At 70.1% G+C, this 22,873-nt stretch carries 20 protein-coding genes and 1 pseudogene; 5 read left to right on the forward strand and 16 right to left on the reverse strand.

The window, feature by feature from the left end:
* The first annotated feature begins 106 nt into the window (after nt 1-106).
* On the forward strand, nt 107-814 hold the full coding sequence (locus OHA84_RS05945; protein ID WP_266972842.1) for a response regulator transcription factor: 708 nt from the start codon (nt 107-109) through the stop codon (nt 812-814).
* 59 nt (nt 815-873) lie between these two features.
* Here the strand turns inward: OHA84_RS05945 and OHA84_RS05950 are convergent, their stop codons facing one another.
* The gene (locus tag OHA84_RS05950) at nt 874-1,749 is read right to left on the reverse strand and encodes a universal stress protein (RefSeq protein WP_266972840.1); all 876 of its coding nucleotides are present in this window, start codon (nt 1,747-1,749) and stop codon (nt 874-876) included.
* Nucleotides 1,750-1,985: 236 nt separating this feature from the next.
* Here OHA84_RS05950 and OHA84_RS05955 point away from each other — a divergent pair, with 236 nt between their 5' ends.
* A complete protein-coding gene (locus tag OHA84_RS05955) occupies nt 1,986-4,346 on the forward strand; it encodes a phosphoketolase (protein ID WP_266972838.1) in 2,361 nt (786 codons plus the stop codon).
* 61 nt (nt 4,347-4,407) lie between these two features.
* Here OHA84_RS05955 and OHA84_RS05960 read toward each other — a convergent pair whose 3' ends face one another.
* From OHA84_RS05960 to OHA84_RS06020, 13 genes and pseudogenes are all read right to left on the reverse strand, one after another.
* On the reverse strand, nt 4,408-5,229 hold the full coding sequence (locus OHA84_RS05960) for an ABC transporter permease subunit (RefSeq protein WP_266972836.1): 822 nt from the start codon (nt 5,227-5,229) through the stop codon (nt 4,408-4,410).
* Nucleotides 5,226-6,143 (reverse strand): ABC transporter ATP-binding protein, encoded by a 918-nt coding sequence (locus OHA84_RS05965; RefSeq protein WP_266972834.1) that lies wholly within the window; start codon nt 6,141-6,143, stop codon nt 5,226-5,228. The genes OHA84_RS05960 and OHA84_RS05965 overlap by 4 nt, the downstream gene beginning before the upstream one ends.
* 37 nt (nt 6,144-6,180) lie before the next feature.
* Nucleotides 6,181-6,465, reverse strand: a complete 285-nt coding sequence (locus OHA84_RS05970; RefSeq protein ID WP_266972832.1) for a dsRBD fold-containing protein — start codon at nt 6,463-6,465, stop codon at nt 6,181-6,183.
* 17 nt (nt 6,466-6,482) lie between these two features.
* Entirely contained in the window at nt 6,483-9,158 is a 2,676-nt protein-coding gene (locus OHA84_RS05975; protein WP_266972830.1) for a cation-transporting P-type ATPase, read from the reverse strand.
* A complete protein-coding gene (locus OHA84_RS05980; RefSeq protein WP_266972828.1) occupies nt 9,151-9,747 on the reverse strand; it encodes a hypothetical protein in 597 nt (198 codons plus the stop codon). Before OHA84_RS05980 ends, OHA84_RS05975 begins: the two co-directional genes overlap by 8 nt.
* Before the next feature lie 42 nt (nt 9,748-9,789).
* On the reverse strand, nt 9,790-10,290 hold the full coding sequence (locus OHA84_RS05985) for a flavodoxin domain-containing protein (protein WP_030758212.1): 501 nt from the start codon (nt 10,288-10,290) through the stop codon (nt 9,790-9,792).
* Nucleotides 10,291-10,333: 43 nt separating this feature from the next.
* Nucleotides 10,334-10,630: pseudogene (locus tag OHA84_RS05990) on the reverse strand (putative PEP-binding protein); the annotation flags it as partial.
* Nucleotides 10,548-10,838: a PEP/pyruvate-binding domain-containing protein gene (locus tag OHA84_RS05995; RefSeq protein ID WP_371591327.1), complete on the reverse strand. Its 291-nt coding sequence runs from the start codon at nt 10,836-10,838 to the stop codon at nt 10,548-10,550. The pseudogene OHA84_RS05990 and the gene OHA84_RS05995, both read right to left, overlap by 83 nt.
* 480 nt (nt 10,839-11,318) lie before the next feature.
* Entirely contained in the window at nt 11,319-11,768 is a 450-nt protein-coding gene (locus OHA84_RS06000; RefSeq protein WP_266972823.1) for a universal stress protein, read from the reverse strand.
* An 84-nt stretch (nt 11,769-11,852) separates the two neighbouring features.
* The gene (locus OHA84_RS06005) at nt 11,853-14,252 is read right to left on the reverse strand and encodes a glycoside hydrolase family 65 protein (protein ID WP_266972821.1); all 2,400 of its coding nucleotides are present in this window, start codon (nt 14,250-14,252) and stop codon (nt 11,853-11,855) included.
* The gene (locus OHA84_RS06010; protein WP_266972819.1) at nt 14,249-15,007 is read right to left on the reverse strand and encodes an HAD family phosphatase; all 759 of its coding nucleotides are present in this window, start codon (nt 15,005-15,007) and stop codon (nt 14,249-14,251) included. Before OHA84_RS06010 ends, OHA84_RS06005 begins: the two co-directional genes overlap by 4 nt.
* Complete coding sequence (locus tag OHA84_RS06015; protein WP_266972817.1) at nt 15,004-15,690, reverse strand: pyridoxamine 5'-phosphate oxidase family protein; 687 nt, start codon at nt 15,688-15,690, stop codon at nt 15,004-15,006. Before OHA84_RS06015 ends, OHA84_RS06010 begins: the two co-directional genes overlap by 4 nt.
* A 5-nt stretch (nt 15,691-15,695) precedes the next feature.
* The gene (locus tag OHA84_RS06020; RefSeq protein WP_266972815.1) at nt 15,696-16,772 is read right to left on the reverse strand and encodes an alcohol dehydrogenase catalytic domain-containing protein; all 1,077 of its coding nucleotides are present in this window, start codon (nt 16,770-16,772) and stop codon (nt 15,696-15,698) included.
* A 176-nt stretch (nt 16,773-16,948) separates the two neighbouring features.
* Here OHA84_RS06020 and OHA84_RS06025 point away from each other — a divergent pair, with 176 nt between their 5' ends.
* The 3 genes from OHA84_RS06025 (at nt 16,949) to OHA84_RS06035 (ending at nt 19,576) form a co-directional block, all read left to right on the forward strand.
* The gene (locus OHA84_RS06025; protein ID WP_266972812.1) at nt 16,949-18,370 is read left to right on the forward strand and encodes an MBL fold metallo-hydrolase RNA specificity domain-containing protein; all 1,422 of its coding nucleotides are present in this window, start codon (nt 16,949-16,951) and stop codon (nt 18,368-18,370) included.
* A gap of 356 nt (nt 18,371-18,726) precedes the next feature.
* On the forward strand, nt 18,727-18,912 hold the full coding sequence (locus OHA84_RS06030) for a hypothetical protein (protein ID WP_266972810.1): 186 nt from the start codon (nt 18,727-18,729) through the stop codon (nt 18,910-18,912).
* A 10-nt stretch (nt 18,913-18,922) separates the two neighbouring features.
* Complete coding sequence (locus OHA84_RS06035; protein WP_266947760.1) at nt 18,923-19,576, forward strand: CBS domain-containing protein; 654 nt, start codon at nt 18,923-18,925, stop codon at nt 19,574-19,576.
* 82 nt (nt 19,577-19,658) lie between these two features.
* On the opposite strand, the gene OHA84_RS06040 is transcribed toward OHA84_RS06035, so the two are convergent.
* The gene (locus tag OHA84_RS06040; protein ID WP_266972808.1) at nt 19,659-21,287 is read right to left on the reverse strand and encodes a DUF6119 family protein; all 1,629 of its coding nucleotides are present in this window, start codon (nt 21,285-21,287) and stop codon (nt 19,659-19,661) included.
* A 391-nt stretch (nt 21,288-21,678) separates the two neighbouring features.
* Nucleotides 21,679-22,869 (reverse strand): acyl-CoA dehydrogenase family protein, encoded by a 1,191-nt coding sequence (locus OHA84_RS06045; protein ID WP_266974125.1) that lies wholly within the window; start codon nt 22,867-22,869, stop codon nt 21,679-21,681.
* Nucleotides 22,870-22,873 lie beyond the last annotated feature (4 nt).

Genomic DNA, 22,873 nt, shown 5'->3' on the forward strand with positions numbered 1-22,873 from the left:
GTAAGGGCCGGATGAGGGCCGATCGGCCCTGTCCGTTCGGCCCCTTCGGCAGGCAGGATGCGGGAGTTCGTCTTCTCAGGACGAACCCAGGCGAAGGAGTTGTGTCATGACCGACAGCGGTGGCCCTTCCCCCACCAGGACGCCGATCACGGTCTTCCTCCTCGACGACCACGAGGTCGTACGCCGAGGGGTGCACGACCTGCTGGATGCGGAGCCCGACCTGAACGTGGTCGGTGAGGCGGGCACGGCGGAACAGGCCCTGATCCGCATCCCCGCGCTGCGTCCCCAGGTGGCGGTCCTCGACGTACGGCTCCAGGACGGTGACGGCGTGAGCGTGTGCCGTGAGCTGCGCTCGCGGATGCCCGACCTGGCCTGCCTGATGCTCACCTCGTTCGACGACGAGGAGGCCCTGCTGGACGCCGTGATGGCGGGCGCCTCCGGTTACGTGCTGAAGCAGATCACCGGAACCGACCTGGTCTCCGCCGTCCGCACGGTCGCGGCCGGCCAGTCCATGCTCGATCCCGGAGCCACGACCCGGCTGATGGCCCGCATGCGCGGTGACGTGCCCAAGGAGGAGCAGGTCCCGGGTCTGCCCGGCTTCACCGACCGGGAGAAGGAGGTCCTCGTCCTGGTCAGCGAGGGGCTCACCAACCGGGAGATCGGCAAACGGATGTACCTCGCGGAGAAGACCGTCAAGAACATCATCTCGCGCCTGTTCACGAAGCTGGGTGTGGAGCGCCGCGTCCAAGCCGCCGTGATCGCCAGTCATACTCTGATCCCGCCGAGCCAGCGCCCCGTCCCGACCACGGAATAGCCGGCGGGCTGGCACGCTGTACCTCCGCGTGCCGGCCCTCCGCCCTGGCCCGGGCCGGATCAGGCGTGCGGGACCACCGCGACAGGACAGACCGCGTGGTGCAGGACCGCATGGGCCACGGACCCGATGTGCGCCCCCACCGCCGACTCGCGGACCCGGCGGCCCACGACGAGCAGCTGCGCGTCCGACGCGGCGCTGAGCAGCACCTGGCCACCGCTGCCCAGCTCCACGTGCGCGATGACTTCGACCTCCGGGTACTTCAGCCGCCACGGCTCCAGCGCCTGCTCCAGCGCGGCCTTCTCGTACGGCTCCAGGCCACCGAACTGGTCGGCGATCCACATCGACCCGGGACTGTAGCCGTAGACCGGCGGCAGGCTCCAGGCACGGACCGCACGGAGCGGCACCCTGCGTACCGCGGCCGCCTCGAAGGCGACGCGCAGCACCTCGGCGGACTCCTCCACGCCGCCCTGCTGTCCGACGACGACCTCGCCCTCTTCCGGCACGGCCACCGGCCTGCCGTGCGCGGAGCGCACGGAGACCACGGGGCACTCGGCGGCGGCGATCACCTGCCGACCGTATGAGCCAAGCAGGAAACCGACCAGGGCTCCGTACCCGCGCGAGCCGACGACCAGGATCTCAGCGCCCTTGGCGGCGTGCAGCAGGGCCGGCACGGGCGCGTCGGAGAGCACCTCCGCGGTGAGGGCCAGCCCCGGGTACCGGCGGGTGAGCTCGCCCTCCACCTCCTTCAGGACGTCGTCGGCGCGCCGGGCTTCGGTGCCCCGGTCCTGGACGACCGGGGCTGCGAGCGGCTGCCACAGCCAGGCGTGGACCACGTGCAGGGGCAGGTCACGCCGTACGGCTTCCCGTGCGGCCCAGTCCGCCGCGGCCCGGCTCTGAGGGGATCCGTCCACTCCGACAACCAGGGTGCGCTTCACGAGTCTGTCCTCCGTACCGATGCCGGGGCATCGAGGTCGGTCGTCAGGGAAGCGGCGCCGGCCGGGGGGACCGGCGCCGCTGACCTCACCCTCCCGGCTGAACGCCGTGGCACACAGGGGCCAACAGTCCCTCCCCCAGGGCCGGTCCTCCCCTCGCGGCGCCGACCCGGGGAAGGCAGTGTGGAGGCATCGGCTCAGTCGACGAACGTCCCGGACCGTCGCACTCAGGAGCGGGCATGACCTCGTACCCCATTTCGGAGCTCGACGCGCACTGGCGCGCCGCCAACTACTTGGCAGTCGGCCAGATCTACCTCATGGACAACCCCCTGCTCACCGAGCCGCTGAGGCCCGAGCACATCAAGCCGCGACTGCTCGGCCACTGGGGCACCTCTCCCGGCCTGAACCTCGTCCACACCCACCTCAACCGCGTGATCAAGGGCCGGTCGCTGGACGCACTGTGCGTCTGGGGTCCGGGCCACGGCGGCCCTGCCGTCCTTGCCAACTCCTGGCTGGAAGGCACGTACACCGAGACCTACCCGGACATCACGCGGGACGTGGCCGGCATGGCCAAACTGTTCCGGCAGTTCTCCTTCCCCGGCGGCGTGCCGAGCCACGTGGCCCCCGAGACGCCCGGCTCCATCCACGAGGGCGGCGAGCTCGGATACGCCCTCGCCCACGCCTACGGAGCCGCCCTCGACCACCCCGGCCTGCTGGTCGCCTGCGTCATCGGGGACGGCGAGGCCGAGACGGGGCCACTGGCGGCGTCCTGGCACTCGAACAAGTTCCTCGACCCGGTCCACGACGGCGCGGTCCTGCCGATCTTGCACCTGAACGGCTACAAGATCGCCAATCCGACGGTGCTGGCCCGGATCCCCGAGGACGAGCTCGACGCGCTGCTGCGCGGTTACGGGCACGACCCGCTGTACGTGACCGGCAGCGACCCCGCCCAGGTCCATCACGCCATGGCCCGCGCCGTGGACCACGCCGTGGACCGCATCGCGCTCATTCAGCAGGAAGCCCGGACAGCGGGTACCGGCACGCAGCGCGAGCGCGCACGCTGGCCGATGATCGTGCTGCGCACCCCCAAGGGCTGGACCGGCCCCGCGACCGTCGACGGCGACCCGGTAGAGGGCACGTGGCGGGCTCACCAGGTCCCACTGGCCGGGGTACGCGAGAACCCGGCGCACCTGAAGCAGCTGGAGGACTGGCTGCGCTCGTACCGGCCGCAGGAGCTCTTCGACGCCGACGGGCGCCCCACCGAGCAGGTCCTCGCCTGTCTCCCGCAGGGCGATCACCGCCTGGGCGCCGTCCCGTACGCGAACGGCGGCCGGCTGCTGCGGCCCCTCCCGCTGCCCGCTCTCGACACTTACGCCGTCCCTGTCGAAAAGCGAGGCAGCAGCCTCCACGAACCTACCCGCGTCCTCGGGCGCTTCCTAACCCAGATCATGCGCGACACCGCCGCGCGGCGGGACTTCAGGGTCGTCGGACCGGACGAGACCGCCTCGAACCGGCTGGACGACCTGTACGACGCCACCGGCAAGGCCTGGCAGGGCATGACGGAGGCGACGGACCGCAACCTGTCCCGCGGTGGCCGCGTCATGGAGATCCTGTCGGAACATGTCTGCCAGGGCTGGCTGGAGGGATACCTCCTCACCGGCCGCCACGGCCTCTTCTCCACCTACGAAGCCTTCGCGCACATCGTCGACTCCATGGTCGGCCAGCACATCAAGTGGCTGAAGACCTCGCGCGAACTGTCCTGGCGGGCGCCGATCGCCTCCCTCAACTATCTCCTCACCTCGCACGTCTGGCGCCAGGACAACAACGGCTTCTCGCACCAGGACCCCGGCTTCGTCGACCACGTCCTCAACAAGAGCCCCGAGGTCGTACGGGTCTACCTGCCGCCGGACGCCAACACCCTCCTCGCCGTGGCAGATCACGCCCTGCGCAGCCGCGATCAGGTCAACGTGATCGTCGCCGGCAAACAGCCCTGCTTCGACTGGCTGCCTATCGACGAGGCCCGCACCCACGTGACGCGCGGTGCCGGCGTCTGGGAGTGGGCGGGAACCGACCACGGCTCCCGCGAACCGGACGTCGTACTCGCCTGCGCCGGTGACGTGCCCACCATGGAGGTGCTGGCCGCTGCGGCTCTGCTCCGCGAGCACCTCCCCTCGCTGGCCGTGCGGGTCGTCAACGTCGTCGACATCGCCCGGCTCATGCCCCACGAGGAACACCCCCACGGCATGACGGACGCCGAGTACGACGCGCTCTTCACCACCGACAAGCCGGTGATCTTCGCTTACCACGGCTACCCGTGGCTCATCCACCGGCTGGCCTACCGCCGCACCGGCCACCCGAATCTGCACGTGCGGGGGTACAAGGAGTCCGGAACGACGACCACCCCCTTCGACATGGTCGTGCGCAACGACATGGACCGGTACCGGCTCGTGATGGACGTCATCGACCGCGTCCCGGGCCTGGCCGGCCGGGCCGAGGGGCTGCGTCAGGCCATGGCCGACCAGCGCATCCGCCACCACGACTGGATCCGCGAGCACGGCACCGACCTCCCGGAGGTCGCGGACTGGTCCTGGCCGTATTGAGGCCACCGCGGACTCGGGCACGGGGTCGGCCGCTGCTCCGGCCTCTCGACCGCAGCTGCGCTCACGGCGCGAGGTCTCGGCGTTGGAGCAGGAGGTGAGCCAGCAGGATGCCCAGCACTCCCGCTCCGACAAGGATCCCGAGCTGGGGCCAGAGAACGGCGCCTTTGGCCAAGGCGTCGCCCGGGGCGTAGTAGTGGAACGGGCTCAGGAACCTCAGCGGGGCTGCCGGGGCCCATGCCAGAGCGATGAAGTTGACGGCGAATCCCACGGCTCCGATCGCGATGGTCGCGCCGACCACCTGGGCCCGCCGTCGTCCCGCCGCCGATACGGCCATCGCCGGCCCGATCAGGCACAGGGCGAAGCCGAGGCCCATGACCCCGGCGGCGAACACTCCGCCGATCGGCACCGCCCGGTGGATGTCCGGCGACAGCTCCACCCCCACCGCGACCGTGACGGTCGCTGCCAAGTTCAGGGCTACGGCCGCGAGCACGAGTGCGGCCGTCCGTTCGGTCAGCAGCCGGGTGCGGCTGACGGGACGCACCATGACGAGCTCCACGGTCCCGGATTCCACGTCCGCTGCCACCGCGGCCGCGGCGAGCGAACCGATCGCGGTGAGCTGCATGGCGATCCAGAACGGGTGAGTGAGGCCGGCGCCCAGCAGCCCGGGGTAGCTGGCGATCGACACGTCGCCGCTGGACCCGCTGAAGGCCCGGTAGGCCGAAGGCGGCCCCTTCCCGCCCCCCGAGAAGAGCTGACCAGGCGGGATCGCGTTGGCGACCACGACGATGAGCGCCTCGAAGACGGCCATCCCGACGATCAGGGCGACCAGCATCCGGCGCCGCCGGTACAGGGCGAGCCACAACAGCGGCCACTGCCGTTTCACGGCTTCTCCCGCACGGCGCCGTTGCGATACAGGTCGATGAAGGCCTCGTCCAGCCCGGCTTCCTCCACCGTGACGTCGGCCACCGGCAGGCCGAGCAGTGTGCGCAGGGCGCCGACCACCTCGCTCGGGGGTACGAGCAGTTCCACCCGGTCCCCGTGCCAGCGCGGGGCCCAACGCTCTGCGTCGCCCAGTGGCCGTGCTCCCTGCCCGTCCGCGAAGGACAGCCTGATGCGTCGGGCACGGGCCTCGCGCAGGCCGGCGACGCTCTGGACCGTGACCAGTCGTCCGTCCCGGATGATCGCCACCCGCTCGCACGTGCGCTGCACCTCCGGCAGGATGTGGCTGGAGAGCAGCACGGTGCGTCCGTTGGCAGCCGCCTCGCCCAGCAGTGCGAAGAACGTCTCCTGGACCAACGGGTCGAGTCCCTCGGTCGGTTCGTCGAGCACCACCAGGTGCGGATCGTGCTGCATCGCCTGCACCAGCCCGAGCTTCTGTTTCATGCCCCGCGAGTAGCCCCCGACGGGGCGGGCGAGGACCGCGCGCGTCAGCCCCAGCCGGTCGCACAGCTCACCGCGGCGGGGCACAGGTGCTCCCTGGAGCGCGGACAGCAGATCGAGCGTTTCCGCCCCGGAGAGTTCCGGGTACAGGCGCAGTTCACCCGGCAGGTACCCCAGCTGTGGAGCCACCCGGCGGTGATCTGCGATGGGGTCCAGACCGAGTACTCTCACGCGTCCCTCGCTCGGCCGGAGCAGCCCGGTCAGGCACCGCAGCGTGGTCGTCTTTCCCGCGCCGTTCGGCCCGAGGAAGCCGAACACCTCACCTGGTTCCACAGTGAGGCTCAGGCGGTCGACTCCCATGACCGGCCCGTACCGCTTGGTCAGCCCGGTCAGCTCGATCGCCGGCCCGTCACCCATGGGTCCAGTCTGAGCCCACTGCCGCAGAGCCGCCCTCTCACCCAAGGTCGTAGGCCGTGAGGGGAGCGTGCTGCGGTGCGGCGCCCGCTGCTGCCATGTCTCCGTAGGCGGTGCGCTTGAGCTGTTCCGCCAGATTCTCCAGTGCTCGGGCGGCCGCGAGTTCGTCGCCGATCTCAGGCACGTCCTTGTCCGTGGGGTTGCAGCGCGCAGTGCCGTGGCCCGTGAGGCGGGTGGTTCCGGTGTCGAGTTCGACGCGGACCTTCGTCGCGTGCTCTTCCTCGAAGAGGTAAACGTGGGTTTTCCATTCGGTCGTGCGCGACATGGCGTTCCTCCAGTGGGTCAGAAGCGGTGGTGTCGGCGTCGGGCCCAGCGTCGGATCTCGTCGCTTCCCCAGACCAGCGGTGGAAAGACCGCGATGAGGAGGACGACGTCCAGCGGGAGGGCGGCCGTGCCGAAGAGGTTCTGGAGTGGCGGCGCGTACACGAGCGCTGCGGTGAAGACGAGTTCGAAGGCGATGCCGGCCAGCAGTAGCGGGTTGCTGAAGAAGCCGATGTCGCGCAGGGCCGCGTGGTCGGTTCGGGCGGCGATGGCCGTGCCGACCTGGCAGGTGACGATGCCCGCGAAGGTGGCGGTGGTCGCGGTGAGATAGGCGTGGTGCAGGGGGGTTCCGGGTCCGGTGGGGTCGCCGGGGTGCCAGCCTGCGCGCCACAGGACGTAGAAGAAGGCGGTCATGACGAGGACGGCGGAGACGGTGCCGAGCCAGCCCCAGCTGCGCACGAGCATGTCCTTGTTGATCACGCTTTGGGAACTGGGGCGGGGTGGTCGGGACATGACCCCCGGCTCGGCGCGCTCACGGCCGAGGGCAAGGGCCGGAAGGGTCTCGGTGCCCAGGTCGATGGCGAGGATCTGCAGGACGGTCAGCGGCAGCGGCACGGCCCCGGCGGACAGGGCGAACACCAGGAAGGGCACGACCTCGGGGGTGAGGTGGGCGAAGATGTAGACGATGAACTTCCGGACGTTGTCGTAGACACGACGGCCGGACTCGATGGCCGTGACGATGGTGGCGAAGTTGTCGTCGGTCAGGACCATGGTCGACGCCTCGCGGGCGACATCGGTGCCCGAGAGGCCCATGGCCACGCCGATGTGGGCACGGTGCAGGGCCGGGGCGTCGTTCACCCCGTCGCCGGTCATGGCCACGATCTGGCCGTGCGCCCGGAGGGCATCGGCCACTTTCAGCTTGGTCTCGGGCGAGGAGCGGGCGAAGACGATCTCCGTGCCGCCCTGGCGGAGGAGGTGGTCCAGCTCATGGTCGTCGATCGCCTCGGACTGGGCGATGACCTGGAGATTCGGTGTACCGATGCCGACGGCGCGGGCCACGGCGGCGGCGGTGGCACCGTTGTCGCCGGTGACGATGTGGACGGTGAGACCCGCCTGGTGGCAGCGCCGGACCGCGGCGGCGACCTCGGGGCGCGGCGGATCGTACAGGCCGACCAGCCCGAGCAGGTGAAGGTCCCGCTCCACGACCTGCCGCTGCAAAATTGCAGCCGCCGTGTCGGACGGCAGTTCACGTACCGCGACGGCCAGCACGCGCATACCGTCCCCGGCCAGGGTGTCGGCGGCATCCTGGGCCTCCTCGGTCGGCTCTCCTGCGGCCAGTAGCGCCAGGACGGCCTCGGGGGCGCCCTTGACGATCACGCGGAGGCTGCCGGGTTCCCCGTCTTGGACCACAGACATGCGACGCAGGCGCGGGTCGAAGCGGAAGCAGGCTCGGCGGCGGGCGTCCCGGTCGGCCGGGTCGAGCGGCGCAGCATGTTGTGCGGCTCCTTCCACCAGCGCGATCTCGGTCGGGTCGCCGTGCAGCCGGCCGTCCCTCTCGCGGGTGACGGTCGTGCACTGGGCGGCAGCACGGACCAGTTCGGCGCCCTCCGAACCGCTCGCCCCCGGGTGGGGCGGAGTCCACGTGGCGTGCAGGCTCATCCGGTTGCGGGTGAGGGTGCCGGTCTTGTCGGTGCAGATGACGTTGGTGGAGCCGAGGGTCTCCACCGCGCTCAGCCGCTTGACCACCGCGCCCTGCCGGGCGAGGACGCGGACGCCCACGGCGAGAGCGAGGGTAATGGTGGGCAGCAGTCCTTCGGGCACGTTCGCGACGAGCAGGCCGATGGCGAACATGAGCGAGTCGGTCAGCGGCAGGCCAACCGCCACTCCAGTCACGAGGAAGACGGCGCCCATGCCGACCGCGACCGCTGCGATCAGCCAAGCGACCTTCTTGACCTGCGTCTCCAGTGGACTCGGTTCGCGGCGGGTGCGCTGGCTGAGGGCGGCGATCCGGCCGAGTTCGGTGTGGTCTCCGGTGGCGAAGACGATCGCCTGCGCCTGCCCCTCGGTAGCGGTGGTGCCGCTGAAGACGAGGTTGGGCTCCTGCAGCAGGGAAAGGCCTTCCAGCCCCGGGCCGGCAAGACGCTCGACGGGGGTGGACTCGCCCGTCAGCATGGAAAGGTCGGCCTCGATTCCTCCCTCGGTCAGGCGGGCGTCGGCGGGTACCCGGTCGCCCTCATCGAGGGCGATGAGGTCGCCGGGAACCAGCTCCCGCGCCGGGACGCGCTGTACCTGTCCGTCGCGGATCACCTGGGCCTGTGCGGGAAGGAATCGGGCCAGGGTTTCGACGGCCTTCTCGGCCTGCTGTTCCTGAACGAGGGCGAATCCGGCGTTGACGAGGATGACCGCGACGATCGCCCAGCCGAGCACCGGTATGGATGCGGTGAAGGCGAGGGCCGCCGCAGCCCACAGCAGCAGAGCCAGCGGGTGAATCAGTTGCCGCAGCAGTTCCCTCAGGACACTTGTCCGGGCGGTGCGGCGGACCTCGTTCGGGCCGTAGACGGCCAGCCGGCGTGCCGCCTCCCGGCTCGACAGGCCCAGAGGGCCGGTGTGCAGCTCGCGACGGAGCAGGGGAAGGGGTTCCAGGGGATCCGGCGCGGTGTCCGGCGTGAGGTCCGGGCCGGCGCCGGTGTCAGTCATCGCCGGCTCCCTGACCGGGGCGAAGGCGGCCGGACCAGAGGGGCTCGATACTCGCCCACTCGGATTCCCAGGCCCGTGTGCTGCGCGCATCTACGATTCGCAGGCGCACCACAACGAGGGCGCTGCCTGCCAGCACGATCCCGGCCAGCGCTCCGGCGCCGACTCCGACCGCCCTCAGAGCGATGTCGGCCTGGCCGGGGGGCGCGGTGGCCGCACTGCCGTTCCCGTCGACCCACACCCGGACCGTGTCACCGTTCCGGGTTCCTGCCGGAACGGGAATGGTCGCCGTGTGCGGGCGCTGAGAGGGGTAGCGCCACGTGGCGGTCGCCACGGTGACAGGCCGGCTGCTCGGCTGGTCTCCGGCTCGGTAGGTGGCCTCGCTGACCGTGGTGGCCGTCACGGTGTGCCGGTGGCGCGCGATGTCCTCGGCAGCGCGGTTGCCGTCCGTCCAAGCGGCTCGTCCGAGGGCGACACCGGCGATGACGGCCAGGAGGCAGGTCAGCGCGAAGGCGGCATGCATTCGGGTCCGGGCGCGGTCGGCATCCCGCCTGAGCGGGTTGCCCCCCGTCCCTTGCGTCCGCTGTCGCATGGCACGCCTCCGTGCTGGTGCGTGCCGAGCCGGGCCGTCCCTTCAGGCGGCGACGAGCTCGGCGCTGATGTGGTGGGCCCACTTCTGGATCCGTTCGGGGTTGCGGAAATCGCCGCCCTTGCCCTGGCGGGTCAGTGCCTTGGCGAGGAATCCCGGGGTGTGGGCCGTGATGCTGCCGCCGAAGGTCATGTGCTCGCGCGCGCCGACCAGCTGCATCTCCCGGGCGACGGCGGAGACCGGGGGGATGTCGTGCTCCTCGGCCGAGCGGTCAAGGGGGCCGCTGCTGAACATCCAGACCGGGCGGTGCCGAAGGGATTCGGCGTTGCGTTCTGCGCAGTGCTTGGCCTTGCTGCTCCAGTGGCCGGCGTAGAGGGAGCCGCCGAGGACGACGGCGTCGTAGGCGCGGACGTCGTGGACGTCGTCGGCGGGCAGCACGACGGCGTCGAGACCGTCCTCGCGGAGGGTCTTGCCGATCTGTTCGGCGATGCCTGCGGTGGCGCCGTGCTTGGTGCCGTAGGCGACCAGGACGCGCTTGGTGCTCATGGCGGGTGCTCCTTGATTCCTTGGTGCGGGTCTGATGCCACTGTCACGCGGCCGGTAGCTGCTCCGCTTGGGCCGGACGGATCCCTACCGGGGCCATTCGGTCCTCCCCGTAGCGCTCCGCTTCAGCGGAGGCGACGTGCTGCTTGACGGCGGCGAAGCTGCCGGGGGCGACGGAGATCGAGTCGATTCCGGCGCGGACGAGGAAGGCGGCGTAGACCGGGTCGTCGCTGGGCCGCTGTCCGCACGGGCCCACCGGACTACCCAGGGCCTGGACCCGTGCGAGGAGGATCTCGATGAGGCGGGTTACGGCCGGGTCGTTCTCGTCGAAGACGTGGGCGAGGACTTCCGCGTCCGTCGAGCAGTTCCTCGTAGGCGTCGGCGGTGGTGGCGAAGCCGGGCGGCAGACGCAGGCCGGCCGCGGTCAGCCGTCCGGTCAGCTCTCCGAGGGAGGCGTTCTTGCCGCCGACCCGGCCGATGTCGCTTCGGCCGAGCTCGGTGAACGGTACGACGCGTCGCGTGTGTCCCATGACGTCCTCCGGTGGCTGCATGTCGGCAGGGATCAGTACGGCAAGGGGCGGCCGGACGGCGTGCGCAGATCCAGCGGGGCGGGCTTGTGGGGCTGCGTGGGCCGGGTCTGGATCCGAATGCGCTGCATCGTGGTCACCCACTTCGGAAGGCGGCGCCGGAATGGCTCCGGGTTCCACGGTCACGCGGTAGGCCACGGGGGCCGAATGCCGACGGGGTCACTCACACTGGGCCGAGTGGGCCGCTTCGGCCCGGGGCCGATCGGCCCCGGGCCCCGCTGCCGAGTCGGCGCTCGCAGGAGCAGGCCAAAGATCCCAGGGGCTGGCGTCGTAGCCGGCACTCGCCCCAGGTGTCACGGAAGTCAGTCTCGCCGCACCTGCGTACACAGGAGCAGGCCACCACGCGTCGTCACGGCCGACGATGTGCGCGCTGGGCTCAGGAGGTCACGCTGCTGCCTGGAGCCGTGGCCCACTGCCCGTGCGCCGGGCATGCCCGCGGCGGGATCACTCGACCGGGATGTCCGCCCGGACGATGGTGATCGGACACGGCGCATGGAGCGCCGCCTGCTGACTCACCGAACCGAGCATGGCTCGGCTGAAGCTGCCGCGACCGCGGCTGCCCACGACCAGCATGTCCGCACCCTCTGCCGCACCCACCAGGACATCGACCGGATTGCCGCGCACCAGACGCTGATGCACGGAGGCGGCGCCGTCCTCACCGAGAACCGTGTGGACCTCCTCGACCAGACGCCGCTCGGCCTCCTCCTCGTCGAAGTCGGTGTCCACCGCGGGAGCCGACCACGAAGCGGCACCGGGCAGGTCCCACGCCGCGACCGCTTCTACTCGCCCGTTCACCAACCCTGCGTACCGGACCGCCCAGCGCAGTGCGGCCTGGGACGAGGGCGATCCGTCGACGCCCACCACGATCCGCGGAGCCTCATGCTGCCTGTCCATCCCGTTCACCCTTCCAACGGCTGATACATCCACAGTGTGCGCATCGCGAACGCACCGCCACGCGAGCATGCGGTGGTTGCCGTGTCAGCTCTTGGGCAGCCGGAACCATCGTTCCTGGCCTGCGGCAATACGTTCCTGCCGATCGCCGGGCAGAATCAAGGGCACCGGGCCCAGGGGCGAGGTGGGCACGCTGATGCCGAACCGTCCGGGCCGGAACCGGATACGGATGTCCCGGTGCCCCAGGTAGGAAATCGAGAACGAGGACCGGGGCACTTCGGAGAGGGGCACCGGGTCGATGTGCAGGCCGTCGTCGTGGGGCTCGAGTCCGACGATGCCGCGCTCGACGAGGTCGAGGGTGCCGCCCATGGCACCGAGATGGATCCCTTCGCCGGTGGTGCCACCCTGGACGTCGGTGATGTCACTGAGCAGGGCTTCCTGGCAGTAGCGCCACGCGTCCGGGCCCTGCTCCCGGGCGAGGACCCAGCCGTGGACGAGGCTGCTGAGCGTCGACCCGTGGCAGGTGCGCCGCAGGTAGTAATCCACCGTCCTGCGCCAGAGGCCGTCGTCGAGGCGATGTCCGAGCCGAAGGAACAATTGCTCGAGCTCCGTGGGGCGAAAGAGGTAGCCGAGCATGAGGGTGTCGGCCTGCTTGGACGCCTGGTAGCGGTTGGGCGTGTCGCCTTCGGCTTCCAGGATGCGGTCCAGGCGGCGGATGTCGTGGTAGCGGGCGCGGTAGCCATCCCAGTCGAGCTCGGCGAGATCTCCATACCCGTGGAACTGGCTGATCACGTCGTGGTGGAACGGCACGTACAGGCGGTGCGAGACGTCCTCCCACGCGGTGAGGTCGTCGGGGCCGATGCCCAGTTGCGTGAGGAGCTCGGCGCGTCGGGCTGCCGGAAGTTCCCCATACAGGTCGAGTGCGCGGGCGAGTACCCACGCGGCAGTGACGTTGGTGTAAGCGTTGTCGTCGATACCGGGAGCGGCGGCGTCCGGGTAGGCATCGTGATACTCGTCCGGGCCGACGACGCCACGGATCCGGTAGCGGCCGAGGCCGGTGTCCCATGTCGCTGCTCCGGCCCAGAAGTGGGCTGCGTGCAGCAGGAGTTCGGCGCCCGGGCCGTGCATGAATCCGGCGTCACCGGTGGCCTGACCGTACCGCCACACGTTCCAGGCGATGGCCGACCCCACATGGTGCTGCAGGTGCGAGTGGTCAGGCAGCCAGCGGCCGGAGCGCGGATTGAGGTGCAGCCGCTGCGTCTCCTCTCTGCCGGAACTACCACTCTGCCAAGGAAACATGGCTCCCTTCGCCCCAGCCCGGCGGGCGGCCTCCAGGGCCGCGGGGAGCCGCCGGTGCCGGTACATCAACAGGGCGCGAGCGGTCTCGGGGAGGTGGAGGGCGAGGTAGGGCAGGACGAACAGCTCGTCCCAGAAGACGTGGCCCCGGTACGCCTCGCCGTGAAGGCCCCGGGCGGGGACGCCGGCGTCGAGCCCCGCGGTGTGCGGCGAGAGGGTCTGCAGCACGTGAAAGGCGTGCAGCCGCAGAACCTTGCCGGTCTCGCCGGGAACCTTCAACTCTCCTTCGCTCCAGAGGCGTTGCCAGGATGCGCGGTGGGAGGCCAGCAGGGAGGGGAAGTCCGGGGCGTGTGTGGCGCAGTCGATGCTCCGCCGCAGCGGATCGGCCGAGGGGCGGTCGAGCGAGGTGCACAGGGCGGCGGTCTTCACGACGACGACCGGGGCAGCCCGCTTGATCGGCAGGATGAGTGTCTGTGTGGCGGTGGTGGCTGTGCATGCCCGGCCTACCGGTGCCACAGGACGTGCCGATGTCCGGACCGCGAGCCCGATCTTTACCCGGGAGGTGGTCGTGGTGCAGGACAGCCAGGCGGTGCCCTCCGCCTCCACTCCGGCCCGGTGCTCGACGAGATGCCGCCCGGCCAGGGCGCGGTAGCGGTCGACTCCCGCGTTGGTGACGTCTCCGTCGAGCACGGACTCGATCTCGATCATGCCGCTCCAGCCGTACGCTCTGAACACCGTGTTCTGCGCAGCCAGGTTCGGGTCGCCCATGTGGACGAGGCGGGTGTGGGTGACGCCCAGGCGGCGGCCCTCGGCGTCGTGGAAGAGCATGCGGCGGGTAAGCGTCCCAGCACGGAGGTCCAACGACACGTGGCTGTGGCGCAGGGTCGGGTGGTCGGGTGTGAGCCAGTCGCCGGGCGGTGCACCCGCGGGCAGGCAGCGGTACCCCAGGGCGGTCCAGTCCGGCAGCCGGACCATGTCCTCGTTGGAGACCGTTCGTCCGCCGACGGTGGAGTCGAGCCGGTTGAAGCAGCCTGCTAGGTAGGTGCCCGGGTAGTGGATGTCGTCGGCGATGCTCTCGGGCGCTGAACCGCGGGTGCCGAAGCGGCCGTTGCCCAAGGTGCACAGGGACTCGACCAGCCGCTCGGCCTTGGGGTCGTAGCGGGGGTACTCCCAGCACCAGGCCGTGGTCACGGGCGGTCGCCTGCGAGTGCGGCGGGCAGCCCGCCGAGGTCGGGGAGGACGAGGTGGGCGCCGTGTTCGCGCAGGGCGTCCCTCATGTGTGGGTCGGCTTCGCGGTTGAGTCCCACCACCAACCGGAAACGGCCTTGGTGTCCCGCTTCGACGCCGACGAGTGCGTCCTCCACCACGGCGGTGTGAGCGGGGGGCGCGCCGAGACGGCCGGCAGCTTCTAGGAAGAGGGCAGGGTCGGGTTTGCCCGGAAGGGCAAGTGCGGCCGCGTCCTGGCCATCCACCAGGGCGTCGAAGTAGCCGATGAGCTCTGCGGACTCCAAGAGGGAGCGGGCGTGCCGCGAAGCCGAGACGGCTGCGCACTGCACCCCCATCCCCCGTAGTCGCTGGAGGGCGGGCCGCACGTCGTCGAAGGTACGGGCGCCTTCGGTCCGCAGCATCGCGGAGAAGATCTCCTCCTTGCGGGCGGCGACCGCGTGGACGGTGGCGCACCCGGGCGGATCCTCGGGCGTTCCGGGCGGGAGGTCGATGTGACGGGCGCCGAGGAAGGCGCGTACGCCGTCGAGGCGGGACCTGCCGTCGACCAGGTCCCGGTATTCGCGGACGGCATCGAACGGGCACGGTCGTGCACCGGAGTGCGACGGCTGCCACTCGGGGAGGCAGCCGTCGAAGGTCTCCTTCCAGGCGGCCGCGTGGCGGTCCGCCGTGGCGAGGAGCACTCCGTCAGTGTCGAAGACGACCGCGCGCAGGTCGCTCATGAGTCGTGCACCACGCGGCGGCCGGTGATCCGGGCGGGCGTGAGCTTCATCCAGTGGCTGCGCGGACCACCGGCCCAAGGTTGGGAGCGCGCCTTGGTGTTGAGGTGCTGCATCTCGTGCTGGTCCGTAACGGCTGCGAGTTCGCCCACGGCCAGCACGCTCCAACCAGTGGCGGTCACGTCGTCGATGTTGTCGATCTCGAAGGCGACCTCGGTACCCACCGCTCTGGCCGTGACGGCTTCCGCGGAGGTGCGGAAGGCGATGTCAGGTCCTGCGACCAGGTAGTTGACGGGGAGGACGGCCGGGCCTTCGGGGGTGAAGATGGCGATACGGCCGACGCCATGGGTGTTCAGCAGCCGCCGGCATTCAGTCTCGTCCAGCGGTACGAGCGTACTGTCGCGCCGGGCGGTGGCCCGGCCGGCGACGCGGTGGGCGCTGGCGCCGGTCAGGTCGTCGACGGTGAGGCCGAGGGCGTCGGCCACCCGGACAAGGGTGCCGATGGCAGGACTGGCGGCGTGCTCCTCCAGGTAGGCGATGTACGTGGCGTCGGCGCCGCACCGCCGGCCCAGTTCGTCGCGGCTCAGGCCGAGGGCTTCGCGGCGGGCCGCCAGCCGGCGGCCCAGGTCGGTGCGTCCGGTCGTCTCGCCGGACTGCTGCGGGTGGGTGCTCGGTGTGCTCTTCACGGCGCTCACTGCTCCTGGGGCGGTACGGCCACCGTGTCGTGCTGCGGTCCGCCGAGCACGACCTTGAGGGCGCCGGTTTCGCCGGCGCGCGAGAAGACGTCGTACGCCTCTTCCATCTGGTCCAGCTCGAAACGGTGGGTGACCATCGCGGCGCCGGGGAGGCGGCCGGCGGCCATCATGCGCAGCAGCATGGGCGTGGATGAGGTGTCGACGAGACCGGTGGTGATGGTGACGTCCTTGATCCACAGGTCCTCGAGGTGGAGGACTGCCGGCTTGCCGTGGACGCCGATGTTGGCGACGTGTCCGCCCGGACGGACCATGCGGGTGCACATCTCGAACGACTCGGGCACACCGACGGCCTCGATGACGACATCCGCGCCGAGCCCGTCCGTGAGGTCCTCCACCAGCTGCTCTGGCTCCTCCTGCGCGCTGACGGTCGCATCAGCCCCCAGATCCCGTGCGGCTGCCAGGCGGGAGGCCGCGAGGTCGACGGCGGCGATGCGGAACGGGCTGTAGAGCTGTGCCGTGGCGATGGCGGCCAGCCCGACGGGTCCGGCACCGACCACGACGACCGTGTCGCCGGGGCGCACGGCGCCGTTGAGGACGCCCACCTCGTACGAGGTGGGGAAGATGTCCGCGAGCAGGACCGCCTCGTGGCTTGCCAGAGCGCTGGGAAGGGGGTGGACGGAGAGGTCGGCGAAGGGGACGCGTACGTATTCGGCCTGGGTGCCGTCGATGGTGTGGCCCAGGACCCAGCCGCCGCCTCCTCGGCACTGGCCGTAGTGTCCTTCGCGGCAGAAGCGGCAGCGGCCGCACGCGGAGATGCAGGAGATCAAGACGCGGTCGCCGGGGCGGACGCTGCGGACGTCACCGCCGGTCTCGACGATGGTCCCGACGGCCTCGTGGCCCAGGATGCGGCCGGGTGTCACTTCGGGGACGTCGCCCTTGATGATGTGCAGGTCTGTGCCGCAGATGGTGACGGCGTCGACCCGGACGATCGCGTCGGCGGCGTCCTTGACGGAGGGGTCCGGGACGTCCTGCCAGGAGGTTTGTCCGGGCCCCTGGAAGACGAGAGCCTTCATGGCGCGGCCTTCTCTCTGTGTGCTGTGCGGGAGGGGTCACCGTCAGGCTGTGCCCGTATCCCTCCGTCCCGCTTGGGCCGGTCGGCCCCCATCCGGGGCCGGTAGGTCCCCAGCGGACGGGGCGCTCCGGTGCGACGGTGGAGACCGGCACCCGTTCCGGAAGGAGGGCTGCTGTCATGTCCCAGCCCGCCCCGTCTCCTGCCTCCGCCCGCCCGGCCCTGCTGAGGTTCCTCGGCGGAGTGCGGACGGTCACCGGCAGCAAGTTCTTGGTCGAGAGCGACCACGCCCGGATCCTCGTCGACTGCGGACTCTTCCAGGGTGTCGCGGACCTGCGCCGTCGCAACTGGGGCAAGCTGCCCTGCGACGCCTCGGACATCCACGCCGTCGTCGTGACCCACGCCCATCTGGACCACTGCGGCTACCTGCCGCGACTGGTCCGGCACGGCTTCCGCGGCCCGATCCTGACCAGCGCCCACACCGCCCGGCTCGCCGAGATCGTGCTCCGCGACAGTGCCCGCCTCCAGATGGAAGCCGCCGAGCACGCCAACCAGCACGGCTGGTCCAAGCACCGCCCGGCCAAACCGCTCTACGACGATGACGACGTAGACCAGACGATCAAGTACTTCGACCCGGTACCGGTAGGTAGCGAGGTCGAGATCATGGCCGGCACGAAGCTGATGCTGCACCACGGCGGTCACATCCTCGGCTCCGCATGGGCGCACCTGACCCTGGAGGACGGCCACACCCTCGCCGTCAGCGGCGACCTCGGCCGCCCCGGCCACCCGCTCCTGCTCCCGCCCGAGCCGTTCTCCGGCGCCGACGTCCTGTTGATGGAGTCGACGTACGGCAACCGCCGCCACGACCACGAAAGCGCACAGCGCGAATTCGCCTCGGTGATCACGCGGACGCTGTCCCGTGGCGGGACGGTCGTCATCCCGGCCTTCGCGATCGACCGCACCGAGGTCGTCCTGCACGAGCTGGCCACCCTGCGCAGCGACGGCACCCTGCCCCGCCACGTACCCGTCTACGTCGACAGCCCCATGGCCCTGGCCGCCCTGGACGTCTACCGCGATGCCGTACGGGCCCACTCGCCCGAGCTGCGCCCCGAGATCCTCGCCCGGGGCGAGGCGGCGATCAGCCCGGAGCCCTTCCTGGCCGCCCGGACCGTCCAGGAATCGATCGACATCAACAACGCCACCGGCCCGGCGATCATCGTCTCGTCCGCCGGCATGGCCACCGGCGGCCGCGTCCTGCACCACCTCCACCGGACCCTGCCGGACCCCCGCAACGCCGTGGTCATCGTCGGCTTCGCCGCCGCAGGCACCCGCTCCCGCGACCTCGTGGACGGCGCCCGCACGCTCAAGATGTTCGGCGAGTACGTCCCCGTACGCGCCGAGGTCGCCGACGTCCCGCACTTCTCCGCGCACGCCGACGCCGGCCAGATCATCGACTGGCTGCGCGCCGCCCCGGCCCCGCACACCACCTACCTCGTCCACGGCGAGGAGAGCGCCTCCGAGACCCTGCGGGACCGCATCGACCACGAACTGGGATGGACGGCCGTCGTACCCAAGTCCGGGGAGGCCGTCCTGGTCCGCTGACCGGGGCCGGACGGTCCCCGCGGTGTGCACCGCGCGGCCCTCCCGGACGTGGTGGCCCACCGAGCAAAGTGGATGCGAAGGGTAGGAGGCACTCCATGAGCACCATGCACACCGTCCTCGAAGCCATGGCACCGGAAGCCCGGCTCGCTCACTCCCACCAGGTGACCTTCCGGGCCAGCATCCGCACTTCAACGAACGCCGGCGGGCCGAGAAGCTCTGGATCATCCAGTGCGGCACCCGCGACACTCACGTCCCCGGCCCCCAGAACGTGGTCGTCAACCTCCTCGGCTACGGCGACTCCTCGGCTGGTCCTGGATGTTTGCTCCCTACAGCTGGCACCTCGGCTCCACCGGGAGGTGCGCGCCCTGGAGTTCGACGCAGCGGCCGTACGCCGGCTGTGCAACGAGGACTCGGCCGTCGGTCGCTCCGTTTCCGTCGCCGTGGGCGCGGTCATCGCCGACCGGCTCGACTCCGCCCGCACCCGGCTCCTCGACCTGTTCGCCCCTCACGGCAGCGGCACCCCGCTCGCCTACGCACGCTGAGGACCCCGCCATGACCTCCACCCCGTACACCGTCGCAGACGTCATGACCACCAAGGTCATCGCCGTCACCCCCTCGACCGGCTTCAAGGACATCGCCACCGCGATGGAGCGGTGGAAGGTGACCGCCCTACCCGTCATCGAGGGCGAGGGCCACGTCGTCGGCGTGGTCTCCGAGGCCGATCTCCTGCCCAAGGAGGAGTTCCACGAGCACCGCCCGGGCCTGATCGAGCAGATGCGCCGCCTCGGCGACACCGCCAAGGCGGGCTCCACCCGCGCCGAGAACATGATGACCACCCCGGCCGTCACGATCCGCCCCGACGCCACCCTGCCTCAGGCCGCCCGCCTCATGGCCGACCGGCACATCAAGCGCCTCCCGGTCGTCGACGCCGACGGCACCCTCAAGGGCATCGTCAGCCGCGCCGACCTCCTCAAGGTCTTCCTCCGCACCGACGAGGAACTCGCCACCGAGATCCGCCGCACCGTCGTCGACCGCCTCTTCCCCCTCTCCCACGAGGCGGTCAAGGTCACCGTGACCCAAGGGATCGCCACCCTGACCGGCGAGGTCCGCGACGGCAACCTGATCCCCCTGGCCGAACGCCTCACCCACTCCGTCGAGGGCATCGTCGATGTCCACTGCCGACTGGATGCACCGGCCGAGGCGTGAAGTCCGACCGCGGAGCCGTGCCGGGACGATGCCACGCAGAGCCCGTACCGACGAGGAGCGCAGCGACGAGCAAGCCCTGCGGTCAGCGCCGGATGGCGATGACCTCGACGTCCGCGTTCATGGCGCGCAGCCTCCGCACCGCTTGTAGCAGCGAGACTTGAGCGAAGGCGAAGAGAGAGTCGACGGCAATATCCTCGCCGTCCTTCAGCAGGATGCCGAAGACCACGCGGAGCGTGCCGAAGTCTTGGATGAGGCGGTGGTTTGGGCTGTGGGCGGCTACCTGCTTGAGAAACTTGGCTCGCACCTCTGCATCACTCCGCAAAGTCTCCACGGCGACCACCCCTTGGGCGAAGAGGTGGTTGAGGGGGGCGGTACCCGAGGTGGCCTTCTTGACGCAGATCAGCTGACTGTCAGGGCCCAAGACGTCGCAGATCTCCAACCCCCCGCCCTTGAATTTGCTGGTGCGGACATTCTTCTTGTCGAAGAGGAGGTACCCGTCCTGCTCTGCTGCCCGGTGGTTGAACCAGTCTTCATCGTGGGAATCCTGACCGTCTGAGTTGAGCGATCCCCTCGTCCAGCTGGGCAGCGTGACGGTCCGCGGGGCCTCGAATAGGCTGGTGAGCTCCTCTTCGAGGGTTTCGATGAAACCAGCTCCCACCTCAAACCATTTTCCGTTGCCGTAGAACAGCCGGTCGGGGTTGGCCTGTATGTCAGCTATCAGCCATTCCTTGCCATTGGTGGCGACACCTGCGGGGGTCTGACAGTCGTCGTCGCTGAACATGGTCACCCGGACGTCAGCGAGTGCCTTGAGTCGCTCGCCTGGCGGCTTGTCCTTCACGAAGGCAAGCAGGTGCCTCAGTTCGAGCTCGCTGGTTTCGATCACTTGGGCTCCGCGTCTGATGCGGAACGCCTGGGCCGAGCTGTGGCTTTCCTGACAGGCGTCGGGAACTCCGGTCGTCAGGCGGGGACTGTCCGGGTCTGCGAGGAGGCCCTCAAGGATCTTCTGGGCTTCGACAGCCTTGCGGCTGCCGTTGTTGAGGGTATGCACCCTGCTGACGAATCGCAGCTGGGGTAGTGGATCGGGCCTTGCACAGACGTCCTCGATCGTCCGCAGGTCGCTGAGGAACTCCTCCAGGCTGGTGGCAAGAGGGAGCTTAATGGTGGCCTGGGAGCATTCGACGCGTACTCGACGTATCCGGCCCGATTCCAATGAGGTCAGCGCCAGCCCACTGACGGTGCCACATATGCGGCGGACGACAGCGCCGAAGCGGTCCAAGCCGAAATCGTCGATGCGTTCGCCGCGCGAGACCGAGTACTCGTCGACCCTGCCACGGCCGTCCATAATCTGGTTGCGGACCTTGATGACTCCGGCGTCGTCGAGGCAGCGGGTTGCGAATTCCAGACCGAACTCGTCGTCGCGGTAGTAGGGGTCCAGCATGTGGTGCCCCACTCCGTAACTCAGCGCGTAGACCCCACGGGCCGTACGCATGATGACTAGGCCGGCTGCAGCGCGATTCCTCTCGTTGACGTTGAGGCCGGTGATGGACTCGAGGGTGTCGCACCAGTCAGCGCGCTCACGAGGCACTCCTCCCGTCATCAGCAGTCCCTCGATGCCTTCACGGGCGAAGTTCCGGGCCTCATAGTCGGCACCGTCAAGGTACCTGTCACGCACGAACCCGCTCAGCTCCCCGGGATGACCTTCGGTCTTCAACCGGTGGAGCGTGGACTTACGGGTGGCGGGTCGGGATCTGCGTGTATTGCCCAAGGTGACCTCCACGCACTTGCAACGCAGGACCTACCAAGAAAGCAGACAGGAGGTGTCCCCGCCACTGAACTGACCACGTGAGTTTCGCTCGGGGGCCGGTTGCGCAAGGGTGCCCGTAGAGTCGGCAAGTCCGTCCAACGCTGCTGCCCCAGATCCAGCAAAGCCCTGTCCGACGCCACGCACCAGCCGCACGCACCCCTTCCCCGGATGGCGACCGTTCTGACGCGCGCCGGGACCGTACGCACGCCAGCTATCCGGCTCAACGAAAGGGTTCGCACGCACGTCCGGTGACAACAACGTCTGTTATGTGCCAACTAACGTTGTGAGTCACACGCGGTCAGCGGCGGACGCGGGGCATGCCGAGGCCGATCCACGAGATGATCTCGCGCTGGATCTCGTTGTTGCCGCCGCCGAAGGTGAAGATGACCGCGCTGCGGTAGCCGCGCTCCAACTCGCCGTGCAGGACCGCTCCGACGGAACCGTCCTTGAGGGAGCCGGCCGCGCCGACGACCTCCATGAGCCAGGCGTACGCGTCGCGGCGTGCCTCGGAGCCGTAGACCTTGACGGCGGAGGCGTCCTGCGGGGTGAGGGTGCCGGCCTGGACCGCGTTCACCATCTGCCAGTTGAGCAGTTTCATCGCGTCGAGCCGGGTGTGCGTGCGGGCGAGCCTGCCGCGGACCCAGGACAGGTCGATCACGCGGCGGCCGTCGGCGAGTCTGGTCTCCGCGGCCCAGCGCTGGACGTCGTGCAGGGCGCGGATGGCCATGGTGCCGTGGGCGGCGAGGGTGACGCGCTCGTGGTTGAGCTGGTTGGTGATCAGGCGCCAGCCCTTGTTCTCCCGGCCGACCCGGCGGCTCGCGGGGACGCGGATGTTCTCGTAGTGACTCGCGGTGGTGTCGTGCGAGGCGAGGGTGTTGATGAGGGTGCACGAGTACCCGGGGTTGGAGGTCGGTACGAGGAGCATGGTGATGCCCTTGTGCGCGGGGGCGTCGGGGTCGGTGCGGACGGCGAGCCAGACCCAGTCGGCGGTGTCGCCGTTGGTGGTCCAGATCTTCTGGCCGTTGACCACGTAGGTGCCGGTGTCCTCGTCGCCCTCGCGGACGGCTTTGCACTTGAGCGCGGCGAGGTCGGTGCCGGCGTCGGGTTCGCTGTAGCCGATGGCGAAGTCGATCTCGCCGGCGAGGATCTTCGGGAGGAAGTACGCCTTCTGCTCGTCGGTGCCGAACTGCATGATGGTCGGCCCGACGGTGTTCAGTGCCATGAGCGGCAGCGGGACGACGGCCTGTGCGGCCTCGTCGAAGAAGATGAACTGGTCCACGGGGGACATGCCACGTCCGCCGTACTCCTCGGGCCAGCCGACCCCGAGCCATCCGTCGTCTCCGAGCCGGCGGATGGTCTCGCGGTAGAAGCGCTTCTGCGCGGCGGGGTCCTCGTAGCGGGCGTGGACGTCCCGGGGCACCAGCTCGGCGAAGTAGGCGCGCAGTTCGGTGCGCAACCGCTGCTGCTCAGGCGTGTATTCGAGGTGCACGGGC

This window comes from Streptomyces sp. NBC_00513, assembly GCF_041431415.1.
Taxonomy (GTDB): domain Bacteria; phylum Actinomycetota; class Actinomycetes; order Streptomycetales; family Streptomycetaceae; genus Streptomyces.